Source organism: Mesorhizobium sp. C277A, assembly GCF_040324395.1.
Taxonomy (GTDB): Bacteria; Pseudomonadota; Alphaproteobacteria; order Rhizobiales; family Rhizobiaceae; genus Mesorhizobium.
In genome coordinates, this window is record NZ_JAMYVW010000002.1 from 689,110 (window position 1) to 712,541 (window position 23,432).

Sequence of the window (23,432 nt, forward strand, 5' to 3'; positions counted from 1 at the left end):
CATGGGTAGCGCGCAGCCATTGCAAATGCGAGTGAAAATGAGCAGCCCGGAATTCAAAAAGTGACGACCGGCGCGCCTCGACGGGCGCGCTTTTGGCTTCGACATCAGCGCTGCTGCAAGGCCAGACGAACGCCTAACGCGCAGTAGATGCCGCCAACCACCTTGCCTTGCCATTTCACCACCGACGGATTGCGGCGCAGGAACGTGCCGAGCCGGCCCGCACTCACGGCAAAGACGATTGTGCTGAAAAAGCCGAGCAGAACAAAGATTATGCCCAGCGTCATCAGCTGGAGCATCACCGATCCGTTTTCAGGCCGCACGAACTGGGGCAGGAAGGCGAGGAAGAAAAGCGCCGTCTTTGGGTTTAGCACTTCGGTCAGGACAGCTTGACGAAACGCCTTGCTGGCGGAGATCGCGAGTGCGCCGGCAGTAGGGTCGGCCGGTATTCTCTCGATGATCGCGCGAATGCCGAGGTAAACCAGATACGCCGCGCCGATATATTTTACGACGCTGAACAGCGTTGCCGAAGTGGCGATGATCGCCGAAATGCCGACCATCGCCATGATGGTATGGAACACATCGCCAGCCGCGACGCCCGCGCCCGTCGCGACGCCAACCCTGGTTCCGGAACTCGTCGCGCGCGCGACCGTCAAAAGCGTGGCTGGGCCAGGAATAAACACAAAGCCAAGCACAACCGCTATGTAAGCCGTCAAGGTGGATAGATCGATCATTGCGACGCCTCCGTTGCATTCTCAGCCTTGCCCGTCACCTCAGGTTCGGGCTTGCCCGTAACCTCGGGTTCGGCCTTGCCAGTCACCTTGAGCGCAAAGGAATAGGTGTAGGCGATCTCCTCCAGCCTGGAGAACCGGCCCGACGCGCCGGCATGGCCGGAATCCATGTTGATCTTGAACAGCACCGGATTGTCGCCGCTCTTGCGCTCGCGCAGCCGCGCCACCCATTTGGCCGGCTCCCAATAGGTGACGCGCGGATCGGTGAGGCCGGCCAGCGCCAGGATCGGCGGGTAGTCGTGATCAGCGACATTGTCATAAGGCGAGTAGGCGGCGATCGTTTGATAATCTTCCGCCGACGCGATCGGGTTGCCCCATTCCGGCCACTCCGGCGGCGTCAGCGGCAGGCTTGCGTCGAGCATCGTGGTCAGCACGTCGACAAAGGGAACCTCGGCAACGATGGCGCCGAAACTATGCGGTGCCATGTTGGCGATCGCACCCATCAGCATGCCGCCGGCCGAGCCGCCTTGCGCGACGATGCGGTCGTGTTGGGTGTAACGCTCGGCGACGAGATGCTGCGCGACGGCGATGAAATCGGTGAACGTGTTCATCTTGTGCGCCCGCTTGCCGTCGTCATACCAGCCATAGCCCTTGTCCTTGCCGCCGCGGACATGGGCGATGGCAAAGACAAAGCCACGGTCGACCAGCGAGAACCAGTTGGTGTTGAACGCCGCCGGGATGGCAATGCCGTAAGAGCCGTAGCCGTAAAGCAGGCACGGTGCGGAGCCATCGAGCGGCGTGTCGCGGTGATGCAGGAGCGAGACCGGCACCAGTTCGCCATCGGCGGCCGGCGCCATCAGCCGGCGCGTGACATAATGATCCGGATTGTGACCGGACGGCACTTCCTGGGTCTTCAGCAGCACACGCTCGCGGCTGCGCATATTGTAGTCGAAGACCTGCGCCGGGGTCGTCATCGACGAATAGGTGAAGCGCATGATCTCGGTGTCGTATTCATAGGACCCCGACAGGCCGAGCGAGAACGCCTCTTCGTCGAACGAGATCAGATGCTCCTCGCCGCTGCGGCGATCGCGCACGACGATGCGCGGCAGCCCTTCCTTGCGTTCGAGCCTGACCATATGATCCCTGAAGCCGACCACCGACAGGATCAGCCGGCCTGGCTCGTTCGCCACCAGCTCTTCCCAATTGGCGCGAACCGGGTCATTAGCCGGCGCCGTCATGATCTTGAAGTCCTTGGCGCCGTCGGCATTGGTGAGGACGAAGAAGATGTCGCCGCCTTCTTCCAGATCATATTGCAGGCCAGTCTCGCGCTTTGCCACCAGCTTTGGCTCGGCGAAAGGCTCATCGGCGCGCATCAGGTGATATTCCGAGGTTTCGTGATCGTTGATCCCGATCATGATCCATTCGTTGGAGCGCGTGCCGCCGACATCCATGAAGAAGCCGGGATCGGTTTCCTCATAAATCAGCCGGTCATTAAGGGGGCTGCCGCCGAGCGCGTGGAACAGCACCTTGGACGGGCGATGATTGTCGTCGAGCCTTGTGTAGAAGAAGCCGTCATCGGCGGCATTCCAGACGCCGCCACCACTGGTGGCCTCGATCTGGTCGCTCAGTTCCTTGCCGCTGGTGAGATCGCGCACGCGAAGTGTGAAGAATTCAGAGCCCTTGTCGTCGAACGCCCACAACAGCTTGCGGTGATCGGCCGAATGGTCGACGCCGCCGAGGCGGAAATAGGGCTTGCCCTCGGCTTCCGCGTCGCCATCGAGCAGGATCTGCTCATCGCCGCCATCGCGCGGCATGCGGAAATAGCGGGGCTGTTCGCCGCCAAGCTTGAAGGATGAGCCGTAAGCATAGGGGCCATCCTTCATCGGCACCGTCGAATCATCTTCCTTGATGCGCCCCTTCATCTCGCCGAACAGCTGCTTCCGAAGCTCTAGCGTATCGGCCATAAGCACTGCTTGATAGGCGTTTTCGGCTTCGAGATGGGCGCGGATGCGGCCCTCAAGCAGGGAAGGGTCCCTGAACATCGCCTGCCAGTTCTCGGCCCTCAGCCAGGCATAGTCATCTGTGCGGGTAATGCCGTGATGCGTGTCGAAGACGGGGTGTTTCTCGGGGCTCGGCGGGCTGGCGGTCGGAAAAGCTGAGGTCTTGGTCATTGCGTCTCACTGAAGAAATTACTTGAATGGCAAATGAACACGCCGATCAGCGCGGGTTCAAGGGCCGGGATGTATTGGTTGCGGCGGGCTCGGGAGATGAGCCAAAAGGAGAGGATGATGAATTTCCATATCAACACCGCTGCGGCTCTCGCCGTCGTCGCTTCGACCGTTCTGGCTTTCACCGGCCAGTCTCATGCAACCGCGTTCGCCGCTTGGCAAGTGGCTGGCGTGCCGTTCGGCGACACGCTCAACGTTCGCAAATATCCGTCCGGCACCTCGCAGAAGCAGGCCGCCTATCCCAACGGGACGATCCTGCAGATGACCGGCAAGTGCACCAGCGGCTTGAATCTTCTGGAGATCGCCGGCCAGCCGCACTGGAAACAGAAACAGGCAATTCGCTATCAATGGTGTCAAGTTTGGCACGACCCGGCGCAAAATGGTGGTTTTGTTAGTGGCTGGGTCTATGGAAAATACCTCACGCCGTATTGAATCCGGTCAGACCGAAGATCTTCTTCGGCGTGTTTCGCCAACGCTTTGCAACTTGCGGTTTGGTACGAATCCGACAATCAGCCGCCCAAATCTTGAAGCATAGACCAAGCATCGCTGCCCACTTTATGAGTCCTTGCTGATTTAGCGACGGCGTGACCTTACGTCATGCTAGTCCTGGTCCGACCAGAAAATATCGCGAAGTTACAGAGTGCACGAAAGATTGAAGCTGAAGAGCGACTATTCGATGAATATCGTTGAATATAGCGCAAGATGCGAATTGACTTACTTTGTCTGGGGGCTCATTAAGATGCCCGGACGCGAATCCATGAAGCTCTTCCCGCGTGAAATTCGCGCCATGCCCGATCTTCCAAAAAGGGCGCAAACAGAAACATCCTTCGTTGGGGCCTAAACCATGGATATCGTCGAAACACCTTCCAGAAATAGCGATGCGCTGATCGAGCTGACCGCCGATGTGGTGGCAGCCTATGTCAGCAACAATCCCGTGCCGGTCGGCGAATTGCCGAACCTTATCGCTGATGTCCATGCCGCTCTCGGGCGCGTGGGCGGAGCAAGCGAACAGCCTCCGGCCGACAAGCAGAAGCCTGCGGTAAACCCGAAGCGCTCTGTTCATGACGATTACATCGTCTGCCTTGAAGATGGCAAGAAGTTCAAGTCGCTGAAGCGCCACCTGATGACCCATTACGGTCTGACGCCCGATGAATACCGCGAGAAGTGGAATCTCGACGCCAGCTATCCGATGGTTGCCCCCAACTATGCCGCTGCCCGTTCGCAGCTGGCCAAGAAGATGGGCCTCGGCCGCAAGCGCAAGGGGCGGTAACACCGGCTCCAATGGACAAGATCAACGGCGCCCCTTACGGCGCCGTTTTTGTTTCTAGAACAATTCCAGGAAAACTGCCGAGCGCTTTCCCTTGGAATTGCGTCGAAAGAAGAGAAGATAGAGCAATCAAGCAGTCTGCTTGAGAGCCATCTCGGCGTCGCGCTTGATGCGCTTGACCATCGAGCGCAGGCCATTGGCCCGCTGCGGCGACAGATGTTCGTCGAGGCCAAGCGACCTCAGCGTCGCCTCGGCGTCCGTTTCAAGGATCTGGCTGGCAGTCCGTCCCGAAAACAGCGCGAGCATGATGGCGACCAGACCGCGCACGATATGAGCGTCTGAATCGCCTGTGAAGGTGATGACCGGATCGGCGCCCGGCGCTCGGCTCGTGGTCAGCCAGACCTGGCTGACGCAGCCCGGCACCTTGTTGGCGGCGTTGCGTTCGGCGTCGGGAAATGGCGGCAGCGCTTCGCCGAGCTCGATGACATAGCGATAGCGGTCTTCCCACTCGTCGAGCAGGGAGAAGTCGTCGCGGATCGTCTGGATCGTCGTGGCCATTGCTCGGGATATAGTCATCCGCGGCTGCGGCGTCACGGAAAAAGAAGAAAAGCACCGCAGGCATCGAGAGGTCCGACCGGCCTGCGGTGTCGCTGTAGATACAGCTGAAACGGTGTTTAGTTCTTCGCCACCAGCTTGGCAGGTATGTTGACTGTCGCCGGCAGCACGATGTCCTTGGCGACGCTGCCGGTGGCCAGCGATGTATCGGGCGAGGTCTCGGCGCTCTTGTCGTCCAGCATGGCGGCGGCGATCTTGGCGGTTTCCTTGGCCCGGGCGCTGATCGTATGCATCGCCGACTTGCCGGTTTCGCAGACGTCCGGCTTACGCTCGCAAATGCCGGCGATGTCGCCGACCGCTTCGCGCGCCGCAAAAAGCGCCTGGAACGGCCCGACGCTCTCGCGGCCATCCTCGTCGGGGCCGACGGTCAGCGGCAGCGCCAGCAACACCAGCGAAAACCAGAACGCCATTCTTATCAAAAAGCCCATCGATCTGCCCTCTCGTCCAATGACCGGATCATGCGTCCATGCGCAATGACCTCTTTATATCAGCCACAATGGCACATGAGGCGCAAAGGACGGCTTTCCTGCTCAGCGAAAATTTTCCTCAAATTTTAGGCAAATTCGAAGCGAGGCGTTTTGCAGTGCATTAGCCTCAAATGCCGACAATTTTCTTAACCTTGCAGTAACCATCTAAGCGATTGTTGCGCATGGATATCTTCAGAAGAGCAGGCATGCCGGCTCAGGGTTTCGCAGCCACGGGCACGCCCTTTGCACATAACGCTCCGTTTACTATGGCCACAAATGGCGGTGCATTCCGGTGCCGGCGCTCCAATTTTTGCCGCAGCGCGCTCGTTGTTCCGGTCAGCCTTATTCATTCCTTAAACGCTGGATGCGAGTTTCAAACAAGCAAAAGCGACCTGCAAAGCAGGGGCAGTCACGACCGGGTGCGAGTGCGTTGAGTTTGACAACTGCCAGATATATTGAACTGCCTGGCGCGCTGGCGGCCGGTTGCGAACGCATGGTCCATCCGGCCATCATCGGCCAGGGCGATCGCCTGCGCCAGCGCCGGTTCATCGGCATCATGCTTGCCGCTCCGTTCTTCGCCGCCGGTGCGGCGGTGACACTGGTCACCTCGGGCATGGGCGCCGCCGTCACCGTCGCAACCATTTTCGCCGCCTTCGGTCTTTGCTGGTTCGCCGCCTTGCTGGTGGCGGCGTCGGGTAAGATGACGCTGGCAGCCCAGGTTGCCCTTGCCGCCGGCGGTCTTGCCCTTGCCGGCGCCGTCGCGGCAGCAGGCGGCCTGGCGTCGCCGGTTGCGCTGCTGGCCCTGGCACTGCCATTCGAGGCCTGGTGGATCGGCGGTTCAAAGCGCGCGGCACTTTGGGGCGGCCTCTCAACCTTGGCCGCAATGCTGCTGCAGCCCTTTGTCGGCTCTGTCGTCCCGCTCGGAGGGGCGCAAGTCGCGGCGTGGCACTGGCTGCTGCCGCTCGCCTGGGGCCTGACGCTGGTTCCCCGGCTCGCAGCCCTAGGCGATGCCGCACGCGCGCAGCCCGCGCGGCTTCCAAACGACCGCCTTGAAGACATGATCGACGCCGTTGTCCTGCATGTCGCCCGGCATGGCGAGGTCCTGGATGCCTCAGCCAAGGCGCGCACCATCCTGAAGCTGCCGCCGGAACTGCTTTTCGGCGCCGGGCTGTTCGACCGCATCCACCTGTCCGATCGCGTCGCTTATCTCAGCGCGCTTGCCGACATGCGCGATGGCGCCCTGGCGCGCCGGCTCGATCTTCGGGTAAGGCTGCCGCAGGACGGCAGCGCCTCGACGGCCGACAATTACCGGCCATTTCAGCTCGAACTGATGCGTGCCGAAGAGCAGCAGGAGACCTTCACTCTGCTGCTGCGCGAGAACGACGAGACTGCCGAATTGCGCGACGAGCTTGCTGCCGCCAATGAGGCCGCAGCGTCGGCCGAGGTGGCAAAGGGCCGCTTCCTGGCGGTCGTCAGCCATGAGCTTCGGACGCCGCTCAACGCCATCATCGGTTTTTCCGACATGCTGCTGCATGAGATGTTCGGCGGCTTCAAGGACCCGCGCCAGAAGGAGTATGTCGGCCTGGTGAAGGAGTCGGGCCAGCATCTGCTTGCCGTCGTCACCTCCATCCTTGATGTCTCGAGGATCGAGGCCGGCGCCTACGCGACCGAGCCCGAACCGTTCCGATTCATCGAAGCGGTCGAGATGTGCCAGTCGATGATGCAGCTACAGGCGAATGCCAAGAACATCGATCTCCAGGCGCAGATTGCGCCGGACGCCGGGGAGATCAATGCCGACCGTCGTGCCGTGCAGCAGATCCTGATCAACCTCGTCTCCAATGCGGTCAAGTTCACGCCCGATGGCGGCGATATCATCGTCGGCGCCAAGCGGATCGGCTCGCGGCTGCATTTCTGGGTCAGGGACACCGGCATCGGCATCGCCGAGGAAGATTTTGTCAATCTCGGCAAGCCGTTCATGCAGATCCAGAACGACTATACGCGCCGCTTCGAGGGCACCGGGCTCGGCCTGTCGCTGGTCAAGGGCCTGGTGGCGCTGCACGACGGCACGATGTCGATCGAAAGCATGCCGGGCGAGGGGACGACGGTCACGATCAGCCTGCCGGTGAACGGGCCGAAGAGGAGCGCGACCGAGAGGAACGGCGTGCTGCCGATGCCCGCGACCAGGACGAAAGGCGACGCGAAAGGGGACAGGAATGGCTCGCTCCGCAAAACAGCCTAAGGCGGTCAAGCGCCGCAGCGGCGCGTTCGAGGCCGGCGCGATTGCGCTGGGCGGCGCGATCTCGCGCAATCCGGTCCTGGTCGGCGGCTCGACCGCCTTCCTGGTGACGCTGTTCTACGTTTCCGCCAACGCGCTGTGGTACCAGCCGTTTCCGCATGCCGGCGCCTTCTTCGCCACCCGCAGCATCGAGGGTTTTCCGCACCCCGGCGCGGACGAACCCGAAACCACCATCAACATCCTGCGGCCCGGCCCGGCTCCGGTCAAAAGCGATCCGACCGTCGAGCAGGTCCAGGGCATCCTGAAGGATCTCGATTTCTACACGGGAACGGTCGACGGCATTTCCGGGCCGAATACCCAAAAGGCGGTCCAGGCATACCAGCAGAAAGTTGGCCTGCCGGCCTCCGGTGAGATCGACGCCGTCCTGCTCGACCAGCTCGGCGCCAAGCAGACAACAGCTGGCATCCCGCATCCTGTGCCGAGGCCCGTGGATATGGCCGCCGCTCGAGTTGCCGCGCCCGAGGCCGCGCCTGCGCCCATCCCGGTTTCCGCGCCGGTATCCGCCCAAGCGCCCGATGCCCGCATCGTCAAGATCCAGGCCGGCCTGAAGGCATTCGGCAATGACGACATGCAACTCGACGGCGTCGTCGGCGCCCGCACCAAGGCGGCGATCAAGGAATTCCAGTCGCTGTTCGGCCTGCCGGAAACGGGCGAGCCCGACGAGGTCGTCTACGTCAAGATGCGCGAGATCGGCCTGACCAATTGAGTGGTGGTCAAGACGACCGCTCGCGGATAGCCGAAAATCCGGCTAAGACGCCGCGCATGTCCTCCGGAGCTTCGTCATGCGCGTAACCACCGAGTTTTGGGTGTCGGCCCTGCTGCGCCGTGTTTTCGGCGCCGGCGGCTTTGCGGCCGTCGTCAAGCGCGGCGCGACCGAGGCCGGCGCTGTCTTCGTGCTCTCCCGCGGCAGGCTGGGCGACGTCTCCCTGTTCGGCCCGGCGCCGCAGACGAGCTACGATTCGGACAAACCGGATGATCGCTTTTTCACGCTGCTCGGCGCCGGCGACGATGCCGCCGTGCTTGACGCCAGGCTTGAGCGGGAGAAAAAATTCGATCCCGACATCTGGGTGGTCGAGATCGAGGCCGGAACGGTTTCTGTCGAGGAGCTTCTCTCCGTCAAGACGCCTTGAGGCTGGCCCCTAAGCTGGCTTTGTCGCCGCCCGGCGCTTGGTCGCCATTCGCGGCGACAGGGGTGTTGCCGCGCACCGCTCGCGACAATGTTTCGGCCTTCCAGCCGCGCACCTTGTCGAGCGCCGCCTCGTGGTGCAGCAGCCGGTAGCGGTCGAGGAAGATGCGGATCGCCTGCGGGTGCGGAAACTCCCGGGGGTAAACCGCGACCACGATCAGGAATGCCCTGTCCTCACTGAGGTCGAGCGCCCGCAGCGCGGCGAGCAGCGAGACATAGCTCGAATGCTCGGTCAGCGACCGCGCCGTCGAGAAGTCGATATCGAGCGCGTCGGCAAGCGCGGTCTGGAAGAAGGCGGCGTTGCCGGTCAGCGCCGTCTCGCGCAGCTTGCTGTAAGTTGCTGAGCCGGCGAAGGGATTGACCGATGTCGCCTCGCCCTCGGCGAGCATCATCGAGCGCAGGCGGCGCCTGGCGGTTTCGGCGGCGCTGCCGGGCAGTTTTGGTGCGCTGGGAGCGGCGGCAGCGGCTTCGGCGTCGGCGCCCGCCACGTCGGCGATCGGCTCGGGCTGCCGCACGCGCACCAGGGTCGGCTTTTCCAGCGCCTTGATCAACTGCGCGATGGTCGGGTTCAAATCCTTGCGGCGGGCAATGGCGCGCGCATGCGGCAGGCCGTGGCGGCCGATCAACGCGATCAGGTCGATGTCGCCCAGCGCCCGCGAACGGACGAGCAAGGGGGCGCAGACATCGACCGGCTCCTCGCAAAGCCGCCGCACCAGGGCGGCCGGCGCATATTCGCATTCGGACAGGGCGGCGGCGACATAGCGGCGCGATTCGACCGGCACGCTGTCGAACAGCGGCAGCGTCAGATCCTCGAGCTGGGCGATCTCGCGGCGCGACGGGCGGGTCAGCGAGCAGAACGCCGACACGGCGGCGCGAAACAGCCTTTCGGCTTTTCCCGATTCCGTCCGTATGGCGATTTGCCTGAAATCCGAAGCTGACACGGAAGATACGCCCGACACTCGACACAACCCGGGCCATGCTCAACCGCAACTGTGTCGGTTTCGCGCAAGGCCTGGAACAAACATCAAATTAGCCGCGATCCGTTAGCGCTCCGTTAACCCTCTGCCGGCCTTAATCACATTTGGAGGCGTTGCGTTGTGCTCCGGGGCAACCGAGAGGAATACGCGAACCATGGGCATGGTACTGTCTTTCGTGCCGCGATCGGCACCAGTCAATCGAGCAGTTCAGGACACCGGTACGCCGGCGGCGGTGATCATTTTTCCCGGCGTCCGCTACGAGCATCCGCCATTGGCAGGCCAGGCGCGGCCGGCGGACAAGCCGGGCACACCACGGACGCCTGTTCCGCACCACTGAGTTTGCTGGTCGTCGGGCTGAGGTCAGTAGTCCTGCAGTTCGCAGGAGCTCTGGTCCAGGAACTGCGACACTATCGGCTTCCAGCTGTCGTCAGGCACGAAGGCGCGGATGACGAAGATGCCTTCCTCGATCGGCGCCTCGACGAAGATCGCCCCTTGCAGGTCTTCGGGAAGCTCCCTGCGCACGTCGATCATCTGTGCCGGCGTCAGCACCACGGTGTCCAGCTTGCTGCCGGTCGCCGTGCGGTCGTTGAAGGAATAGAAATTGTGGCCGTTGCGGTCATAGACCGACACCGACCAGAACGGCACGCTGCCCGGCGCCTTGATCCGCACCATGCCTTCGGCAAGGTCGAAGCGGCAGGCGGCGGCGTAAAACAGCGGATCGACCGACTTCACCACCGGCGCGCCGCCCGCCTCGGCATCCAGCCTGGTCATCTTGTAGAGGTCGGACGCCATCGCCAGTCGTGACCAGGCATCGCGCTCGGTAAATTCCGGCACCAGCAAAAGCACCACGATGTGGACGATGCCGGCGCCGAGCAGGCCGAGCAGGATGGCGTGCAGCAACCTACGCATTGCAGCCAGCCTTGACGATCCGGGGCAGCGACACGTCGGAAAGGCCGGTGCTTGAGGCAATCGGCGTGTCGTAGAAGGTGAGCACGAAATACATCCGGCCAAAACCTTCGGTCAGAAGCCAGTTGCCGGGGGCCGGACGGTTGCCGACGGCGATGATCACCGAATTGTCGGGCTGACGCAGCACCTGGTAGGATTGCAGCGCCGCCAGCCTCGGCTTGCCGGTGTCGACCACGCCGAGCGATTGATCCGCGGCATAGAACGTCCAGAACCGGGCGGTCGGGAAACTGCCTTCGATCCTGTAGTCGCATTGCCGCTGAAGCTCATCGCCGGCCGCATCGCGTTCGGCGATGAAGGACAAGCCTTCCGCCTTGCCGAGCGCCAGCACGCCCTCGCGCGCCACGCGCGCCTTCGAATAGGGGTCGGCATCTTGCGTGCCGATCTCGGGGAAGGCGGTCCATTGGCCGATGCTGATCGCGCCGACGCCGCTCTGCGCCTGCAGCGCATACCAGACGCTGCCGCCGCCGAGGCCGATGGCTATGGCAAGTGAAAGCAGCGTGAAAAAGGCGGTCTTGAGCATGAAGAACCGGGTCGAGAGAATTATCGTTCGGGGATATAGCGGGGCAGGCCACAGAGCAAGCAGCGCTGTGGAATCAAAGCGCCGACAGGGTCTCCGGTGTCTGCGGCGAGCCGAGCACGGGCGCGGCCTGGAACACCTTGGTCATCTCGCGCAGCGTCTGTGTCGTGCGGCTGGACAGCACCGCCGGGCGCTCGGCCGCGGCATCGGCGGCTGCCTGATCGGCATTTTTCTTCTCCGCTTCCTCGGCTTTGGCCGCGATCTCTTCGTCGACGAAGGGCTTGTCGAGGCCGGGGATCGGCTTCAGGTCGATATTCTGGTGCGCGTAGACCATCAGCCGCTGCCACACCATCGCCGGCAGCGTGCCTCCGGTCATGTTGCGGGTCGGGGTGAAGTCGTCATTGCCGAGCCAGACGGCAGCCGTGTAATTGCCGGTGAAGCCGACGAACCAGGCGTCGCGATAGGATTGCGTCGTCCCCGTCTTGCCGGCGACGACGATGTTGGGCAGCTGCGCGCGCCGCGCGGTGCCGATCGCCGGCACCGCAGCCAGCATGGTGTTCATGTATTTCAGAGCCTGTTCCGACAGAACCCGATGCGGCGCCGGCGCATCCTTGGCAAAGTCGTAGACGACATCGCCGGTGCGGGTGACGAGCTGGGTGATGCCGTGCCGCGAGCCGGCGAAGCCGTTCTGCGCGAACACACTGTAGCCCGTCGCCTGGTCCATGACCGTCATGCCCGATGTGCCGAGCACCATGGTCTTGTGCGACTCCAGCGGCGATTCCACGCCGAATGATTCGGCCATCGCCTTGATCGGGCCGATGCCGAGATAGTCCTTGGCCAGCCGTACCGGCACGGTGTTGATCGATTTGGCGATCGCCGTGATCAGCGTCACATTGCCGGCCGAGCCGCCATTGTAATTGTGCGGTGACCAGCCGCCCCAGCTGATCGGCCCGCCTGAGACGACGGAGTCCGGGGTGAACCCGTGCTCCATGGCGGTGGCGTAGACGTAAGGTTTGAACGAGGAGCCGGTCTGGCGCAGCGCCTTGGTGGCGCGGTTGAACTGGCTTGCGCCATAGTCGCGGCCGCCGACAATGGCGCGCACCGCGCCATTGGTCTCGATCACCACAACGGCGCCCTCGGTGACGTTGTACTCCTTGCCGAACTGGCGCAGGTGAAATTCGACGGATTCTTCCGCTGCCTTCTGGATGTTGGCGTCGAAAGTGGTGTGGGCGACCAGCGAATGCTGGCCGGGCTTGGCGATTTTCTTGACCTCATCGAAGGCCCAGTCGAGGTAATAGTCCGGGCTCTTCTGCTCGCCGCGGTCGACGATCTCGGCCGGATGCAGCCTTGCCTGCAGCACCTGGCCTTCGGTCATGAAACCGGAATCGACGAGGTTCGACAGCACCACATTGGCGCGAGCACGGGCGGCGGGCAGGTTGATGTGCGGGGCGTATTTGGTCGGCGCCTTGAACAGGCCGGCCAGCATCGCCGCCTCGGCGAGGTTCAGATCCTTGACGCTCTTGCCGAAATAGAAATCCGCCGCCGCCTCGATGCCGAACGTGCCGCCGCCCATATAGGCGCGGTCGAGATAGAGCTGCAGGATCTCCTTCTTCGACAGATTGGCCTCCAGCCACAGCGACAGGAAGGCTTCCTTGATCTTGCGCTGGAAGGTACGCTCATTCGACAGGAACAGGTTCTTGGCCAGCTGCTGGGTGATGCTGGAGCCGCCCTGGACGACGGAATTGGCCCGCACATTCTCGAAGATGGCGCGCGACAGGCCGAGCACGTCGATGCCGTAGTGCTCGAAGAAGCGCCGGTCCTCGGTCGCCAGCACTGCTTTGATGACATGGTCCGGCATCTCGTCGACAGGCACGGAATCGCGCTGGATGATGCCGCGCTGGCCAATCTCGTTGCCGTAGCGGTCGAGGAAGGTGACGGCGAAATCGCCCTGACTGCGCCAGTCGCCGGTGGTGATCTGGAAGGCCGGCATCGCGAGTGCGAGCAGCACGACGACGCCGCCGGCGCCCATCGTAAAACCTTCGCTCAGCACCTCGATGATGCCGCGTCGCCAGCCGGTGACTCGGAAGCGCCGCGAAAAAATGGTTGCCGATTCCCAGAACTGGCCGGCCTTGAAGCCGATTTCGTAGAGCGAGGAATCGATCCAGGCGTCCACCGCCAGCAGTGCGGCGGCGATCGGACCTCTTCGTCTTGGACGTCGTTCTAAAGGACTGGCCATTCCCGAAACTCACCCAACCCACCTGATAACCGCAAGCGGGCAATTTCAGGGCGGGCATACCCGGCGAAGACTATTCTTCCATTTCAGCCCGGCTCACAAGGGCAGCCAGGCCACACCGCACGGTTTGTTGAGCGCCGCCCGGATCGTGACGCTGGAGGTCGACGCCGTCGATGCCGACGCCAGTGGCTTCGAGCCAGTCTGGCACAAGGGCGGCGCGTCGGCTTCGTCGCCTCAGCCGGCTATGGCTACACAATAGGCAAAAGCGTCGCGCTGACGTTGCTGGGCGACGAATTCGCCGGGGAGGGGACCGCGCTTTCGGTGCACATTGTCGGCGTCGAGCGGCCGGCGCGAATTATTCCGGCCTCGCCATACGACCCCGAGGGCAGGCGATGCGGCAATGAGGAGTTTTGGCCATGGTCGATGACATCATAAGGGAGACCAGGCGCGAGCGCCGGCGCGGGCACACCGGTGAGGCCGGCAGCGGGCCAAGCCGCCACCCGAACTATCGCTCGCTCAAGAACCCGTTCCTGCCGCAGCCGGTGTTTTCGGACGACCAGGTCGCGGCCATCCACGACACGGCGTTGCGCGTGCTGGAAGAGCTCGGCATCAAGGTGCTGCTGCCGGAGGCACGGGCGATCTACGCCAAAGCCGGTGCGCTGGTCGACGAGGACAGCCAGATGGTGCGCATCGGCCGCGATATTGTCACTGCGGCACTGGCCTCGGCGCCGAAATCCATCCGGGCGCTGGCGGGCAACCGTAGCCGCGATCTCATGCTGGAGCTCGGCTCGATGACGTTCCTGGCCGGAGCCGGGGCGCCCAACGTCACCGATCTCGAACGCGGACGGCGTCCGGGCACGCTCGCCGCTTTCGAAGAACTGACCAAGCTTGTTCAGAATTTCGACGTGCTGCATATGCTCGGCCCCTGGATCGAGCCGCAGGATGTCGACAACCATTTGCGCCACTATGCCGTCAACCGTGCGCAGCTGACCCTGTCGGACAAGTTCCCCTTCGTCTTCGCCCGCGGCACGCCGCAGGTCGAGGATGGGTTCGAGATGATCAGGCTGGCGCGCGGGCTCTCGCAGGACGAGTTCCTGGCCGGCGTCCATTGCTACACCGTGATCAACACCAATTCGCCGCGCCAGCTCGATATCCCGATGGCGCAAGGCATCATCGACTTCGCCAGGGCCGGCCAGGTCTCTGTCATCACGCCCTTCTGCCTGGCCGGCGCCATGGCGCCGATCACCGTCGCCGGCGCATTGACGCTGCAGCATGCCGAGGCGCTGGCTGGTCTCGCGCTGGCGCAGATGGTGCGGCCGGGCGCACCGGTGGTTTACGGATCCTTCTCCTCCAATGTCGACATGAAGTCCGGCGCACCGGCCTTCGGCACGCCCGAGCACGTCAAGGCGACGCTGGGCGCCGGCCAGCTGGCGCGCTTCACCGGCCTGCCTTGGCGGTCCGGCGGCGGCAGTGCGGCCAACATTTCCGATGTGCAGGCGGCGCACGAGACGCAGTTCGCGCTGTGGGGCTCGGTGCTTGCCGGCGCCACCGTCTGCATCCATGCCGCGGGCTGGCTGGAGGGTGGCCTCAGCGTCTCCTACGAGAAGCTGATCACCGATATCGAGGCATTGCAGACGGTTGCCGAACTCTGCGCTACGACCCCCGGCGACGAGGATTCGATCGGCTTCGAGGCGATCGCTGAAGTCCAGCCGGGCGGGCATTTCTTCTCCGCCGGCCACACCATGACGCGCTACCGCACCGCCTTCTACGAGCCGCTGGTCGCCGATTGGTCGAATTTCGGCAGCTGGACGCAGTCCGGTTCGAAGTCGGCCACCGAGCGCGCCACCGGCATCTGGAAGCGGACGCTGGCCGACTTCCAGCCGCCTGCGTCGGCCGTTGCCACATCCGATGTGCTCGACGAGTTCATTGCCCGCCGCACCGAAGAGGGCGGAGCGTTGCCGGTGTCGTGAGGTTGGCAGCCGTCACGTCGGCCGCTTGTCGCCGGTCTTCGACGGCTCGCGGCGAATCGGCCCGGCATCGGCCTGCCTGTGCTTGTCGGCGGATCCGGCGGATGCGATCGAAGCGGCTCTCCTCCGCCGGCTTGGTCGCGGATACAGCGTTTGGCTTCGGGGCGAATGTGATCATCTGTCGATCTCCCTGTCGTTGATGACAGTCTTGACTGACTGACGGAAATTCCTGGCTCGCCGGGGAAATGTCCCCGGCAGCCTGTTCTGATTTATGCCCGCCCAGATTCCAGCGGGCAATTTTCGGGCGATGGTCAGTAGCCGCCCATGCCGCCACCGCCGCCCGCAGGCGCCGCATCCTTGGCCGGAACGTCGGTGATCATCGCTTCGGCGGTGATCAGAAGCGCTGCAATCGAGCCGGCATCCTGCAGTGCGGTGCGCACCACTTTCGCCGGATCGACGATGCCCGCCTTGATCATGTCGACATAGACCTCGTTCTGGGCATCAAAGCCCTGATTGTGGTCCTTGCTGTCGGACAGCCTGCCGACGACGATCGAGCCTTCGACACCGGAATTCTCGGCGATCTGGCGGATCGGCGCTTCGAGTGCCCTGAGCACGATCGAAATGCCTGCCGTCACATCGTCATTGGCGCCGGTCAGCCCGGCCAGCGCCGATCTGGCGCGCAGAAGCGCCACGCCACCGCCGGGCACGATGCCTTCTTCCACCGCCGCGCGCGTCGCATTCAGCGCGTCGTCGATGCGGTCCTTCTTTTCCTTCACTTCAGACTCGGTGACGCCGCCGACGCGGATCACGGCGACGCCGCCGGCGAGCTTGGCCAGCCGCTCCTGCAGCTTCTCCTTATCGTAATCGGAAGTGGTCTCCTCGATCTGGCCCTTGATCTGCGCGATGCGCGCCTGGATGGTCGCCTTGGTGCCGGCGCCGTCGATGATCGTGGTGGTGTCCTTCTCGATCAGTACGCGCTTGGCGCGGCCAAGCATCTCGATGGTGACGTTTTCGAGCTTGATGCCGAGATCCTCGGAAATCATCTGGCCCGATGTCAGCACGGCGATGTCTTCCAGCATCGCCTTGCGGCGATCGCCGAAGCCCGGCGCCTTGACGGCCGCGACCTTGAGGCCGCCGCGCAGCTTGTTGACGACCAGCGTCGCCAGTGCTTCGCCTTCGACGTCTTCCGAGATGATCAGCAACGGCCTGCCGCTCTGCACCACTGCTTCGAGGATCGGCAGCATCGCCTGCAGATTGCCGAGCTTCTTCTCGTGGATGAGCACGTAAGGCTCTTCCAGTTCGACGCGCATCTTGTCGGCATTGGTGACGAAATAGGGTGAGAGATAGCCGCGGTCGAACTGCATGCCTTCGACGACGTCGAGTTCGGTGTCGGCGGTCTTGGCCTCCTCGACGGTGATGACGCCGTCATTGCCGACCTTGTCCATCGCCTTGGCGATCATGGCGCCGACGCTGGCATCGCCATTGGCGGCGATGGTGCCGACCTGCGCGATCTCGGCCGACGACTTGACCTTCTTGGCCTTCGCCTTGATGTCCTTGACCACGGCGGCGACAGCCTGGTCGATGCCACGCTTGAGGTCCATCGGGTTCATGCCCGCGGCAACCAGCTTGGCGCCTTCGCGCAGGATCGATGCGGCCAGCACCGTGGCGGTGGTGGTGCCGTCACCGGCGAGGTCGTTGGTCTTCGAAGCCACTTCGCGCACCATCTGCGCGCCCATGTTCTCGAACTTGTCAGCAAGCTCGATTTCCTTGGCCACCGTCACACCGTCCTTGGTGATGCGCGGCGCGCCATAGGCCTTGTCGATGATGACGTTGCGGCCCTTGGGGCCGAGCGTGACCTTCACCGCATTGGTGAGGATCTCGACGCCGCGCAGCATGCGGTCGCGCGCGTCGGTGGCGAATTTGATTTCCTTGGCAGACATTTTTTTCAATCCCGTTGGTGTGGTGAAGCAAGCGGCTCGCCGGAGCCTGGCAAAGCCAGGCCGGTCAGGCAGCCTTCTTGGCTTTGACGCTCTTCTCGGTGACGACCGTCCCGCTCTTGCCGATAGCGGCCGTCTCGCTCTTGTCGATGACGCCCATAATGTCGGCTTCCTTCATGATCAGCAGGTCCTCGCCGTCGATCTTGACCTCGGTGCCCGACCATTTGCCGAACAGGATAAAGTCGCCGGCCTTGACTTCGAGCGGAACAAGCGCGCCGTTTTCGTCGCGTGCGCCCGGCCCAACGGCGATGACTTCGCCTTCCTGCGGCTTTTCCTTGGCATTGTCGGGAATGATGATGCCGCCCTTGGATTTGACATCGCCTTCGGCGCGCCGGATGACGACGCGGTCGTGGAGTGGCCGAAACTTCATGAGAACTTCTTTCTGGGGCCGGCATAGGCGACCGCGCCGTTCTTATAGGCGTGTTGGCACTCGATAGATAGGAGTGCCAAAAATTATTCGTGGCCAGAATTAAATATTAAAAAGTATTATGATGTCTGCAGGGTTCGAAACGTCGCGAGGCGCCTAGATATTTCAAAAAATTGAATTTCGAGGCAAAAGTGACTATTTATATCGTAAGTTCGATTTCACAATTTCAGGCACGAAGGAGATTTAGGCGATGGCCGAAGGCAATCAGAGCATCATGGAAAAAGCTGAAGCCCGCTTCATGGACAAGCAGAAGAAGACGGCCGAGCGCAACAAGGCAACCTCCGACTACATGTCCGAAGCGAGGGCCAGGGAGATCAAGACAGCAAGGCTCAGGGAATTGCGCCTGGCCAAGGAAGAGGCCGACCGCGTCGCGGAAGCCTTGAACCCGACACCGAAGAAGAAGCGGGCGACAGTCAAGAAAGCCGCCGCCGCGCCGAAGGGGGGCACGTCATGAGCCTGACATTCCCCAATCCAAGTCGCTTCTATGACGAGGCCGGCAAGCGCATCCGCTTTGTCGGCCACGACGGCATGTTCCAGATTTCCTTCTCTGTCGCAGCCGATGCCCTCTCGAAGGCGCCATCAGGGACGGCGACCGCGGAAGCCACCTATCTGGCGGCTTTCGACACCGCGTCCAGCTCCATCCATGACATTGCCAGCAAGGCCTACGCCCGCACCCGCAAGAGCATATATGTGCTCACAGCCGCGGATTTCGGTTAGCGCGCGTTCGTCTTGCAATCAGAGCGGCTGAGATCAGCGTGCGTCAGGACTTGCGGTCGGCTTTTGCCCGCCGCTTGACGTCCCGGCTGTTCAGGCGGTCGGCCATCGCTTCCGCATCGCGCAAATTCATGGCCACCATTACCTGTTGCTTAAGCTCGACAGGCTGGCCGGTGAAGATGTCGAAGATAGTCCAGCTCTCGGGCTCGTCCATGCGCAACGCGTAGCGGTTTGTCATATCGGCATCAGGCCTTTGACATGAAAAATGCCGCCGCCAGGATCAGGATTGTCCAGGCCACCACCGACAGCTTCAAGGCCAGGCCGCCATGCATTGAAAGTATCTCGCGCATGCGCAGGGCCACGGTGCTCTTCGACAGGGCGGGTGCTGCCGCAATCGCGACCGGGGGCTTGACGCAGAGCTTTCCAAAAGCCGGCAGCAGCGGTGGCGTTCGCATGAAATGACCTCGAATTGCCGGAGAAAACAGGGCTCCTCATAACACCCTTCTTGAAACTCCCCGCATGCCAAATAGAACCCGGTCCGTGAAAGGGCCATGCCGCCCGATTCGCCGCCTTCCATCAGGCGGATCGTCATCTGGCGAAATCCGTGCAACGCGGTTAGGTTGCGCGCGAAACTGAGGTTGTTCAAAGCGTGACAGGCGAACGGAGACGACGATGACGGCGCCCGGCGATTTGCTGCAAGCCTTGTTCATGAGATTGAAGAGCGATGCCTCGCTGACGGCGCTGCTCGGCGGCGCCGGGTTGCGCGAGCAGGCGGCCGACAGTGCCGCCTTCCCTTATGTGACCTATGGCAGGACCAGCGCATTCGATCTGGACACCGGCGCCGACAATGATGACGACCAGCTCATCACGCTGCATGTCTGGTCGAAGGCGCAAGGCGAGGCCGAGACGCGTCTGATTATGGACAGCATCCGGGCGCGCCTTGACGGCGCCGCTTTCGCCACCGGCTCGCGCGACCAGACCCGCCTGTCGCTGGAGTTCGCCGAGGCCCGCTACGACGAGGACCTGGCGCTCTACCACGGGGTGCTGCGGATACGCGCTCTCACCGAACAAAGTGATTGAAGCAACCTAGATCTGCGCCTGGATCTCGGCCTTGTCGATGACTGACCACACCTCGCGGATGCGACCCTCTCCGAATTCGTAGAAAACATTCTCAGCGAACGACACGCGCTTGCCGTTCACCGGCAGGCCGAACAGCACGCCCTTGGGATGACAGTCGAAATGCAGGCGCGCCGCCACGCGCGGCGGCTGGCAGACCAGCAGTTCGATGTTGAAGCGGAGGTCGGGAATCGCCTCGAAATCGCCTTCGAGCATACGGCGATAACCCGACAGGCCGAGCATTTCGCCATTGTGCTGCACCTCGTCGCCGACAAAGTCTCCAAGTTTCGCCCAGTCCTGGGCATTCAGGCAAGCGATATAGCCCCGGTAAAGGTCGGCAAGGTCTTTATCCGTCATGGCGCACTCCGATGATTTGGCGTTTCCCGCGCTATTTAGGGCGGCCCTTCAGAATGGTCTCGCCTTGACCTGTTCCCAATCTGGCTGCGAATTGAGAACCTGCGCGCAAACACCATAGCCGCGCAGCCGGTTTTCCGGTTATGAATCCATTGCCCGGTCTGAGGGACTGGGCGGTAGGATCGCATTCATTCGTTGCGCGCGCAGGGGGTATTGCGGGGATGGATTTTCACCCGTTCACCGTTCATTTCACGTTCAGCACAGTTGCGTTACAACGCCGACCATGAAAACGCTTCGCTCTCATGTCAGAACCGCGATACTGGCGCTCACAGCGGCCGGCCTGTTGGCGTCGCAAGCGACGCCGGCAGCCGCGGCGGATTGCTACGCGATCGGCCAGCAGGTTGCCGAGCAGAATGGCGGCACGCTGGCCAAGGCTTCGCAGACGACGCGTGGCGGCCAGGAGGTCTGCGTCATCGTCGTGCTTGTGCCGGGCAAGGACGGCCAGCGTCCGCGCCGCTCCGAGATCGTCGTCCCGGCGAACTGATCCAATCTTCCCCCTTGCAGGGCTCGTTTCCCAGACCACCGGAATCGGCCTATATCTGACACATCAACAGGCCTGACCGATCATGCGCGTACTCGTCGTCGAAGATGACAAGGATCTCAACCGGCAGCTGGCCGACGCGCTGGTCGATGCCGGCTATGTGGTCGACCGCTCCTATGACGGCGAGGAGGGGCATTTCCTCGGCGACACCGAGCCCTACGATGCCGTCGTGCTCGACATAGGCCTGCCGCAGATGGACGGCATCGGCGTCGTCGAGCGCTGGCGCCGCAACGGCCGCAAGATGCCGGTGCTGATCCTGACAGCGCGCGACCGCTGGAGCGACAAGGTGTCGGGCATCGATGCCGGCGCCGACGACTATGTCACCAAGCCGTTCCACATCGAGGAGGTGCTGGCCAGGGTGAGGGCGCTGATCCGCCGCGCCGCCGGCCATGCCTCGTCCGAGCTCACTTGCGGGCCGCTGCGCCTCGACACCAAGGCCTCCAAGGCCGATGTCAACGGCGTGCCGCTGAAGCTGACCTCGCATGAGTTCCGCCTGCTGGCGTATCTGATGCACCATATGGGCGAGGTGGTGTCGCGCACCGAGCTGGTCGAGCATCTCTACGACCAGGATTTCGACCGCGATTCCAACACCATCGAGGTCTTTGTCGGCCGGCTGCGCAAGAAGATGGGCATCGACATGATCGAAACCGTGCGCGGCATGGGCTATCGCATGCGTGAGCCGGAGGCGTAAGGCGGAACCGCTCCCCATACCAGCAAGGAAGCCTTTTTCGGCGCGGCTCTGGCCTCGCTCGCTGGCCTTCCGCGTCATCGGCTTTTCCACGATCTGGGCGATCCTCACCCTGATCGTCATCTTCACTCTGATCACCACGCTCTACCGCCAGGCCAGCGAGCGCGGCTTCGACAGCCTGCTGTCGGCGCATCTGTTCAATTTGATCGGCTCCGTCGGCGTTTCCGAAACCGGCCAGCTCACCGGCGCTCCCGACCTTGGCGACCTGCGCTTCTCGGAGCCGAATTCGGGCTGGTACTGGTCGGTGGAGCCGGCTTCCGAAGGCGTGCACGGCAACCTTCATTCGTCCTCGATGACCACGACGATCCCGTCGCCGACCGTTGCCGAGGTGCCTTTCAATTCCAGTTTCCAGCGCAGCTATTCCACCGACGGCATCGGTGACGAGGAACTGCAAGTGTTCGAAAGCGAATTCGTCCTCGATGCCAAGAACCGCGCCGCGCGCTTCCGCGTGATGGGCAACAAGACCGAGCTCGAGCACGAGATCGCCACCTTCCAGGGCCGCCTGTTGACCTATCTCAGCCTGTTCGGCGTCGGCATGATCGCCATCAATGCGATCGCTATCCTGCTCGGCCTCCAGCCCTTGCGCCGGGTTCGCAACGCGCTTGCCCAGGTGCGCGAAGGCACGGCGCAGCGGCTCGATGGCCGGTTTCCCGCCGAGATCGAGCCGCTCGCCAACGAAACCAATGCGCTGATCGAAAACAACAAGCGCATCGTCGAGCGCTCGCGTACGCAGGTCGGCAACCTTGCCCATTCGCTGAAGACGCCGCTCGCCGTGCTGATCAATGAGGGCCGGGCTCTAGGCGGCGCCAAGGGCCAGCTCATCGCCGACCAGGCGGCGTCGATGCAGAAACAGGTCGACCACTACCTGCAGCGGGCACGGGTCGCGGCGCAGCGCGACAGCGTCGTCTACCGCACGCCGGTGACGCCGCTGGTGCAGCGCATGGTGCGCGTGCTGCAAAAACTCAAGCCTGATGTCAGCCTGTCGCTTACGCTGCCGGCGGCCGACATCGTCTTTGCTGGCGAGCGCGAGGATTTGGAGGAACTGCTCGGCAACCTTCTCGACAATGCGATGAAATGGGCGAAGAGCACTGTTGCCGTATCCGTCACGCCGGCCGCAGCCGGCCTGTTCGAGCTATCGATCGAGGATGACGGTCCCGGCATCCCCGAGGACAAGGCCCGCGATGTCTTGAAACGCGGCCGGCGCCTCGACGAGACAAAGCCGGGAACCGGGCTCGGACTTGCCATCGTTGCCGACCTCGTCAACGAGTATGGGGGGGCGCTGGCGCTGGAACGCTCCACGATGGGCGGGCTGAAGGCGGTTGTGCGCTTGCGGAGCTTGCAATGATGTACTGCCCAGGGCCAATCGACACGGCCGAATGCCTGTGTTATGGCGGCCCCTCGATTGCACAAAAGCCGTTAAAAACGGCCAAATTTCCGACAAATGTCAATAGTATGACGTCCTGACGCCCCCGATGACGCGGCCCCCAGCGCATCCCGTTCAAGAAAACCGGTTGTTGGCATGAAGATTCGCGTTGCGCTCGTTTCCGCACTGCTCGCTCTTTCCGGCTGCGGAACGCTGGGCAAGGGCAGTGGCCCGGATATCTCCATCACCAATCCGCCCGCGTCACCTCCCTCGGGTGCCAAGGTCGCGACGACGATCATCTCGGCCATGGCTGGCGGGCTCGTCGGCGGGTCGATCGGCAGCGGCCTGACCAGCACCGAGAAGCGCAAGGCGCTCGAGGCGGAGTACAAGGCGCTCGAATATACCGCGAGCGGCCAGAAGGTGACCTGGAAGGGCGACAGTTCGGCCCATTCCGGCGAAGTCGTCGCGGCCCAGCCCTACCGCGTCGGCTCGCAGGATTGCCGCCAGTACACCCATACGGTGTTTACCGGCACGGGCGGCCAGACCGCGCGGGGCACCGCATGCCGCAACGCCGACGGCAGCTGGACGCCGCTGACCTGAACATTGGGCCGGGGTCGGAATCCCGTCAAAGCGTCGCAGCGACCTCATGTTGTGAGAGCAGGGCT

27 protein-coding genes are annotated in these 23,432 nt (G+C 63.0%); 14 read left to right on the forward strand and 13 right to left on the reverse strand.

Going from position 1 to position 23,432, the window contains the following annotated elements; genetic code table 11:
- Positions 1-104: 104 nt before the first annotated feature.
- Together NKK52_RS03300 and NKK52_RS03305 are read right to left on the reverse strand one after the other, a co-directional pair.
- On the reverse strand, positions 105-731 hold the full coding sequence (locus NKK52_RS03300; protein WP_023684550.1) for a LysE family translocator: 627 nt from the start codon (positions 729-731) through the stop codon (positions 105-107).
- On the reverse strand, positions 728-2,899 hold the full coding sequence (locus NKK52_RS03305; protein ID WP_023684549.1) for a S9 family peptidase: 2,172 nt from the start codon (positions 2,897-2,899) through the stop codon (positions 728-730). The genes NKK52_RS03300 and NKK52_RS03305 overlap by 4 nt, the downstream gene beginning before the upstream one ends.
- A gap of 114 nt (positions 2,900-3,013) precedes the next feature.
- Between NKK52_RS03305 and NKK52_RS03310 the strand changes: the two genes are divergently transcribed.
- Both NKK52_RS03310 and NKK52_RS03315 read left to right on the forward strand, forming a co-directional pair.
- Positions 3,014-3,388, forward strand: a complete 375-nt coding sequence (locus tag NKK52_RS03310; RefSeq protein WP_023684548.1) for an SH3 domain-containing protein — start codon at positions 3,014-3,016, stop codon at positions 3,386-3,388.
- 412 nt (positions 3,389-3,800) lie between these two features.
- Positions 3,801-4,226, forward strand: coding sequence for a Ros/MucR family transcriptional regulator (locus tag NKK52_RS03315; protein WP_023673680.1), 426 nt, complete (start codon positions 3,801-3,803; stop codon positions 4,224-4,226).
- A 126-nt stretch (positions 4,227-4,352) separates the two neighbouring features.
- Here the strand turns inward: NKK52_RS03315 and NKK52_RS03320 are convergent, their stop codons facing one another.
- Both NKK52_RS03320 and NKK52_RS03325 read right to left on the reverse strand, forming a co-directional pair.
- On the reverse strand, positions 4,353-4,781 hold the full coding sequence (locus NKK52_RS03320) for a SufE family protein (RefSeq protein ID WP_023684547.1): 429 nt from the start codon (positions 4,779-4,781) through the stop codon (positions 4,353-4,355).
- Positions 4,782-4,897: 116 nt separating this feature from the next.
- Positions 4,898-5,266 carry a DUF5330 domain-containing protein gene (locus tag NKK52_RS03325; RefSeq protein ID WP_023684546.1) on the reverse strand — a complete coding sequence of 123 codons (369 nt, stop codon included), beginning with the start codon at positions 5,264-5,266 and terminating at the stop codon, positions 4,898-4,900.
- 532 nt (positions 5,267-5,798) lie between these two features.
- On the opposite strand from NKK52_RS03325, the gene NKK52_RS03330 reads away from it, so the two are divergent.
- The 3 genes from NKK52_RS03330 to NKK52_RS03340 all read left to right on the forward strand — a co-directional run bounded on the left by NKK52_RS03330 (position 5,799) and on the right by NKK52_RS03340 (position 8,731).
- The gene (locus NKK52_RS03330; RefSeq protein WP_023684545.1) at positions 5,799-7,544 is read left to right on the forward strand and encodes a sensor histidine kinase; all 1,746 of its coding nucleotides are present in this window, start codon (positions 5,799-5,801) and stop codon (positions 7,542-7,544) included.
- Positions 7,519-8,307 (forward strand): peptidoglycan-binding domain-containing protein, encoded by a 789-nt coding sequence (locus NKK52_RS03335; protein WP_023684544.1) that lies wholly within the window; start codon positions 7,519-7,521, stop codon positions 8,305-8,307. The genes NKK52_RS03330 and NKK52_RS03335 overlap by 26 nt, the downstream gene beginning before the upstream one ends.
- A gap of 76 nt (positions 8,308-8,383) precedes the next feature.
- On the forward strand, positions 8,384-8,731 hold the full coding sequence (locus NKK52_RS03340; RefSeq protein WP_023684543.1) for a DUF1491 family protein: 348 nt from the start codon (positions 8,384-8,386) through the stop codon (positions 8,729-8,731).
- Here NKK52_RS03340 and NKK52_RS03345 read toward each other — a convergent pair.
- From NKK52_RS03345 to NKK52_RS03360, 4 genes are all read right to left on the reverse strand, one after another.
- The gene (locus tag NKK52_RS03345; RefSeq protein ID WP_023715679.1) at positions 8,718-9,728 is read right to left on the reverse strand and encodes a DUF2336 domain-containing protein; all 1,011 of its coding nucleotides are present in this window, start codon (positions 9,726-9,728) and stop codon (positions 8,718-8,720) included. The two genes, NKK52_RS03340 and NKK52_RS03345, sit on opposite strands and share 14 nt — an antisense overlap.
- Before the next feature lie 396 nt (positions 9,729-10,124).
- Positions 10,125-10,673, reverse strand: a complete 549-nt coding sequence (locus NKK52_RS03350) for a DUF1254 domain-containing protein (RefSeq protein ID WP_023684541.1) — start codon at positions 10,671-10,673, stop codon at positions 10,125-10,127.
- A complete protein-coding gene (locus NKK52_RS03355; protein ID WP_023684540.1) occupies positions 10,666-11,250 on the reverse strand; it encodes a DUF1214 domain-containing protein in 585 nt (194 codons plus the stop codon). Before NKK52_RS03355 ends, NKK52_RS03350 begins: the two co-directional genes overlap by 8 nt.
- Before the next feature lie 73 nt (positions 11,251-11,323).
- Positions 11,324-13,483, reverse strand: coding sequence for a transglycosylase domain-containing protein (locus tag NKK52_RS03360; RefSeq protein WP_023684539.1), 2,160 nt, complete (start codon positions 13,481-13,483; stop codon positions 11,324-11,326).
- A 252-nt stretch (positions 13,484-13,735) separates the two neighbouring features.
- On the opposite strand from NKK52_RS03360, the gene NKK52_RS03365 reads away from it, so the two are divergent.
- On the forward strand, positions 13,736-13,915 hold the full coding sequence (locus tag NKK52_RS03365; RefSeq protein ID WP_245263129.1) for a hypothetical protein: 180 nt from the start codon (positions 13,736-13,738) through the stop codon (positions 13,913-13,915).
- A complete protein-coding gene (locus NKK52_RS03370) occupies positions 13,897-15,450 on the forward strand; it encodes a trimethylamine methyltransferase family protein (protein WP_023684538.1) in 1,554 nt (517 codons plus the stop codon). The genes NKK52_RS03365 and NKK52_RS03370 overlap by 19 nt, the downstream gene beginning before the upstream one ends.
- Positions 15,451-15,758: 308 nt before the next feature.
- On the opposite strand, the gene groL is transcribed toward NKK52_RS03370, so the two are convergent.
- Complete coding sequence (gene groL / locus NKK52_RS03375) at positions 15,759-17,387, reverse strand: chaperonin GroEL (RefSeq protein ID WP_023684537.1); 1,629 nt, start codon at positions 17,385-17,387, stop codon at positions 15,759-15,761.
- A gap of 64 nt (positions 17,388-17,451) precedes the next feature.
- Positions 17,452-17,814, reverse strand: coding sequence for a co-chaperone GroES (locus NKK52_RS03380; RefSeq protein ID WP_023684536.1), 363 nt, complete (start codon positions 17,812-17,814; stop codon positions 17,452-17,454).
- Between the two features lie 247 nt (positions 17,815-18,061).
- Here NKK52_RS03380 and NKK52_RS03385 point away from each other — a divergent pair, with 247 nt between their 5' ends.
- A complete protein-coding gene (locus tag NKK52_RS03385; protein WP_023670169.1) occupies positions 18,062-18,325 on the forward strand; it encodes a hypothetical protein in 264 nt (87 codons plus the stop codon).
- The gene (locus NKK52_RS03390) at positions 18,322-18,588 is read left to right on the forward strand and encodes a DUF1488 family protein (RefSeq protein WP_023670170.1); all 267 of its coding nucleotides are present in this window, start codon (positions 18,322-18,324) and stop codon (positions 18,586-18,588) included. The genes NKK52_RS03385 and NKK52_RS03390 overlap by 4 nt, the downstream gene beginning before the upstream one ends.
- A gap of 43 nt (positions 18,589-18,631) precedes the next feature.
- On the opposite strand, the gene NKK52_RS03395 is transcribed toward NKK52_RS03390, so the two are convergent.
- Positions 18,632-18,823 (reverse strand): hypothetical protein, encoded by a 192-nt coding sequence (locus NKK52_RS03395; RefSeq protein WP_023684535.1) that lies wholly within the window; start codon positions 18,821-18,823, stop codon positions 18,632-18,634.
- A 7-nt stretch (positions 18,824-18,830) separates the two neighbouring features.
- Entirely contained in the window at positions 18,831-19,040 is a 210-nt protein-coding gene (locus NKK52_RS03400) for a hypothetical protein (RefSeq protein ID WP_023684534.1), read from the reverse strand.
- Between the two features lie 217 nt (positions 19,041-19,257).
- Here NKK52_RS03400 and NKK52_RS03405 point away from each other — a divergent pair, with 217 nt between their 5' ends.
- Complete coding sequence (locus tag NKK52_RS03405) at positions 19,258-19,665, forward strand: DUF3168 domain-containing protein (RefSeq protein WP_023670173.1); 408 nt, start codon at positions 19,258-19,260, stop codon at positions 19,663-19,665.
- Positions 19,666-19,671: 6 nt separating this feature from the next.
- Here the strand turns inward: NKK52_RS03405 and NKK52_RS03410 are convergent, their stop codons facing one another.
- Positions 19,672-20,058, reverse strand: coding sequence for an ester cyclase (locus NKK52_RS03410; RefSeq protein ID WP_023684533.1), 387 nt, complete (start codon positions 20,056-20,058; stop codon positions 19,672-19,674).
- Between the two features lie 280 nt (positions 20,059-20,338).
- On the opposite strand from NKK52_RS03410, the gene NKK52_RS03415 reads away from it, so the two are divergent.
- The 4 genes from NKK52_RS03415 to NKK52_RS03430 all read left to right on the forward strand — a co-directional run bounded on the left by NKK52_RS03415 (position 20,339) and on the right by NKK52_RS03430 (position 23,367).
- Complete coding sequence (locus tag NKK52_RS03415) at positions 20,339-20,599, forward strand: hypothetical protein (RefSeq protein ID WP_023670174.1); 261 nt, start codon at positions 20,339-20,341, stop codon at positions 20,597-20,599.
- Positions 20,600-20,681: 82 nt separating this feature from the next.
- On the forward strand, positions 20,682-21,347 hold the full coding sequence (locus NKK52_RS03420; protein ID WP_023684532.1) for a response regulator transcription factor: 666 nt from the start codon (positions 20,682-20,684) through the stop codon (positions 21,345-21,347).
- Positions 21,331-22,749 carry an ATP-binding protein gene (locus NKK52_RS03425; RefSeq protein ID WP_023670176.1) on the forward strand — a complete coding sequence of 473 codons (1,419 nt, stop codon included), beginning with the start codon at positions 21,331-21,333 and terminating at the stop codon, positions 22,747-22,749. Before NKK52_RS03420 ends, NKK52_RS03425 begins: the two co-directional genes overlap by 17 nt.
- 174 nt (positions 22,750-22,923) lie before the next feature.
- Positions 22,924-23,367 (forward strand): RT0821/Lpp0805 family surface protein, encoded by a 444-nt coding sequence (locus NKK52_RS03430; RefSeq protein ID WP_023670177.1) that lies wholly within the window; start codon positions 22,924-22,926, stop codon positions 23,365-23,367.
- The last annotated feature ends 65 nt before the right edge of the window (positions 23,368-23,432 follow it).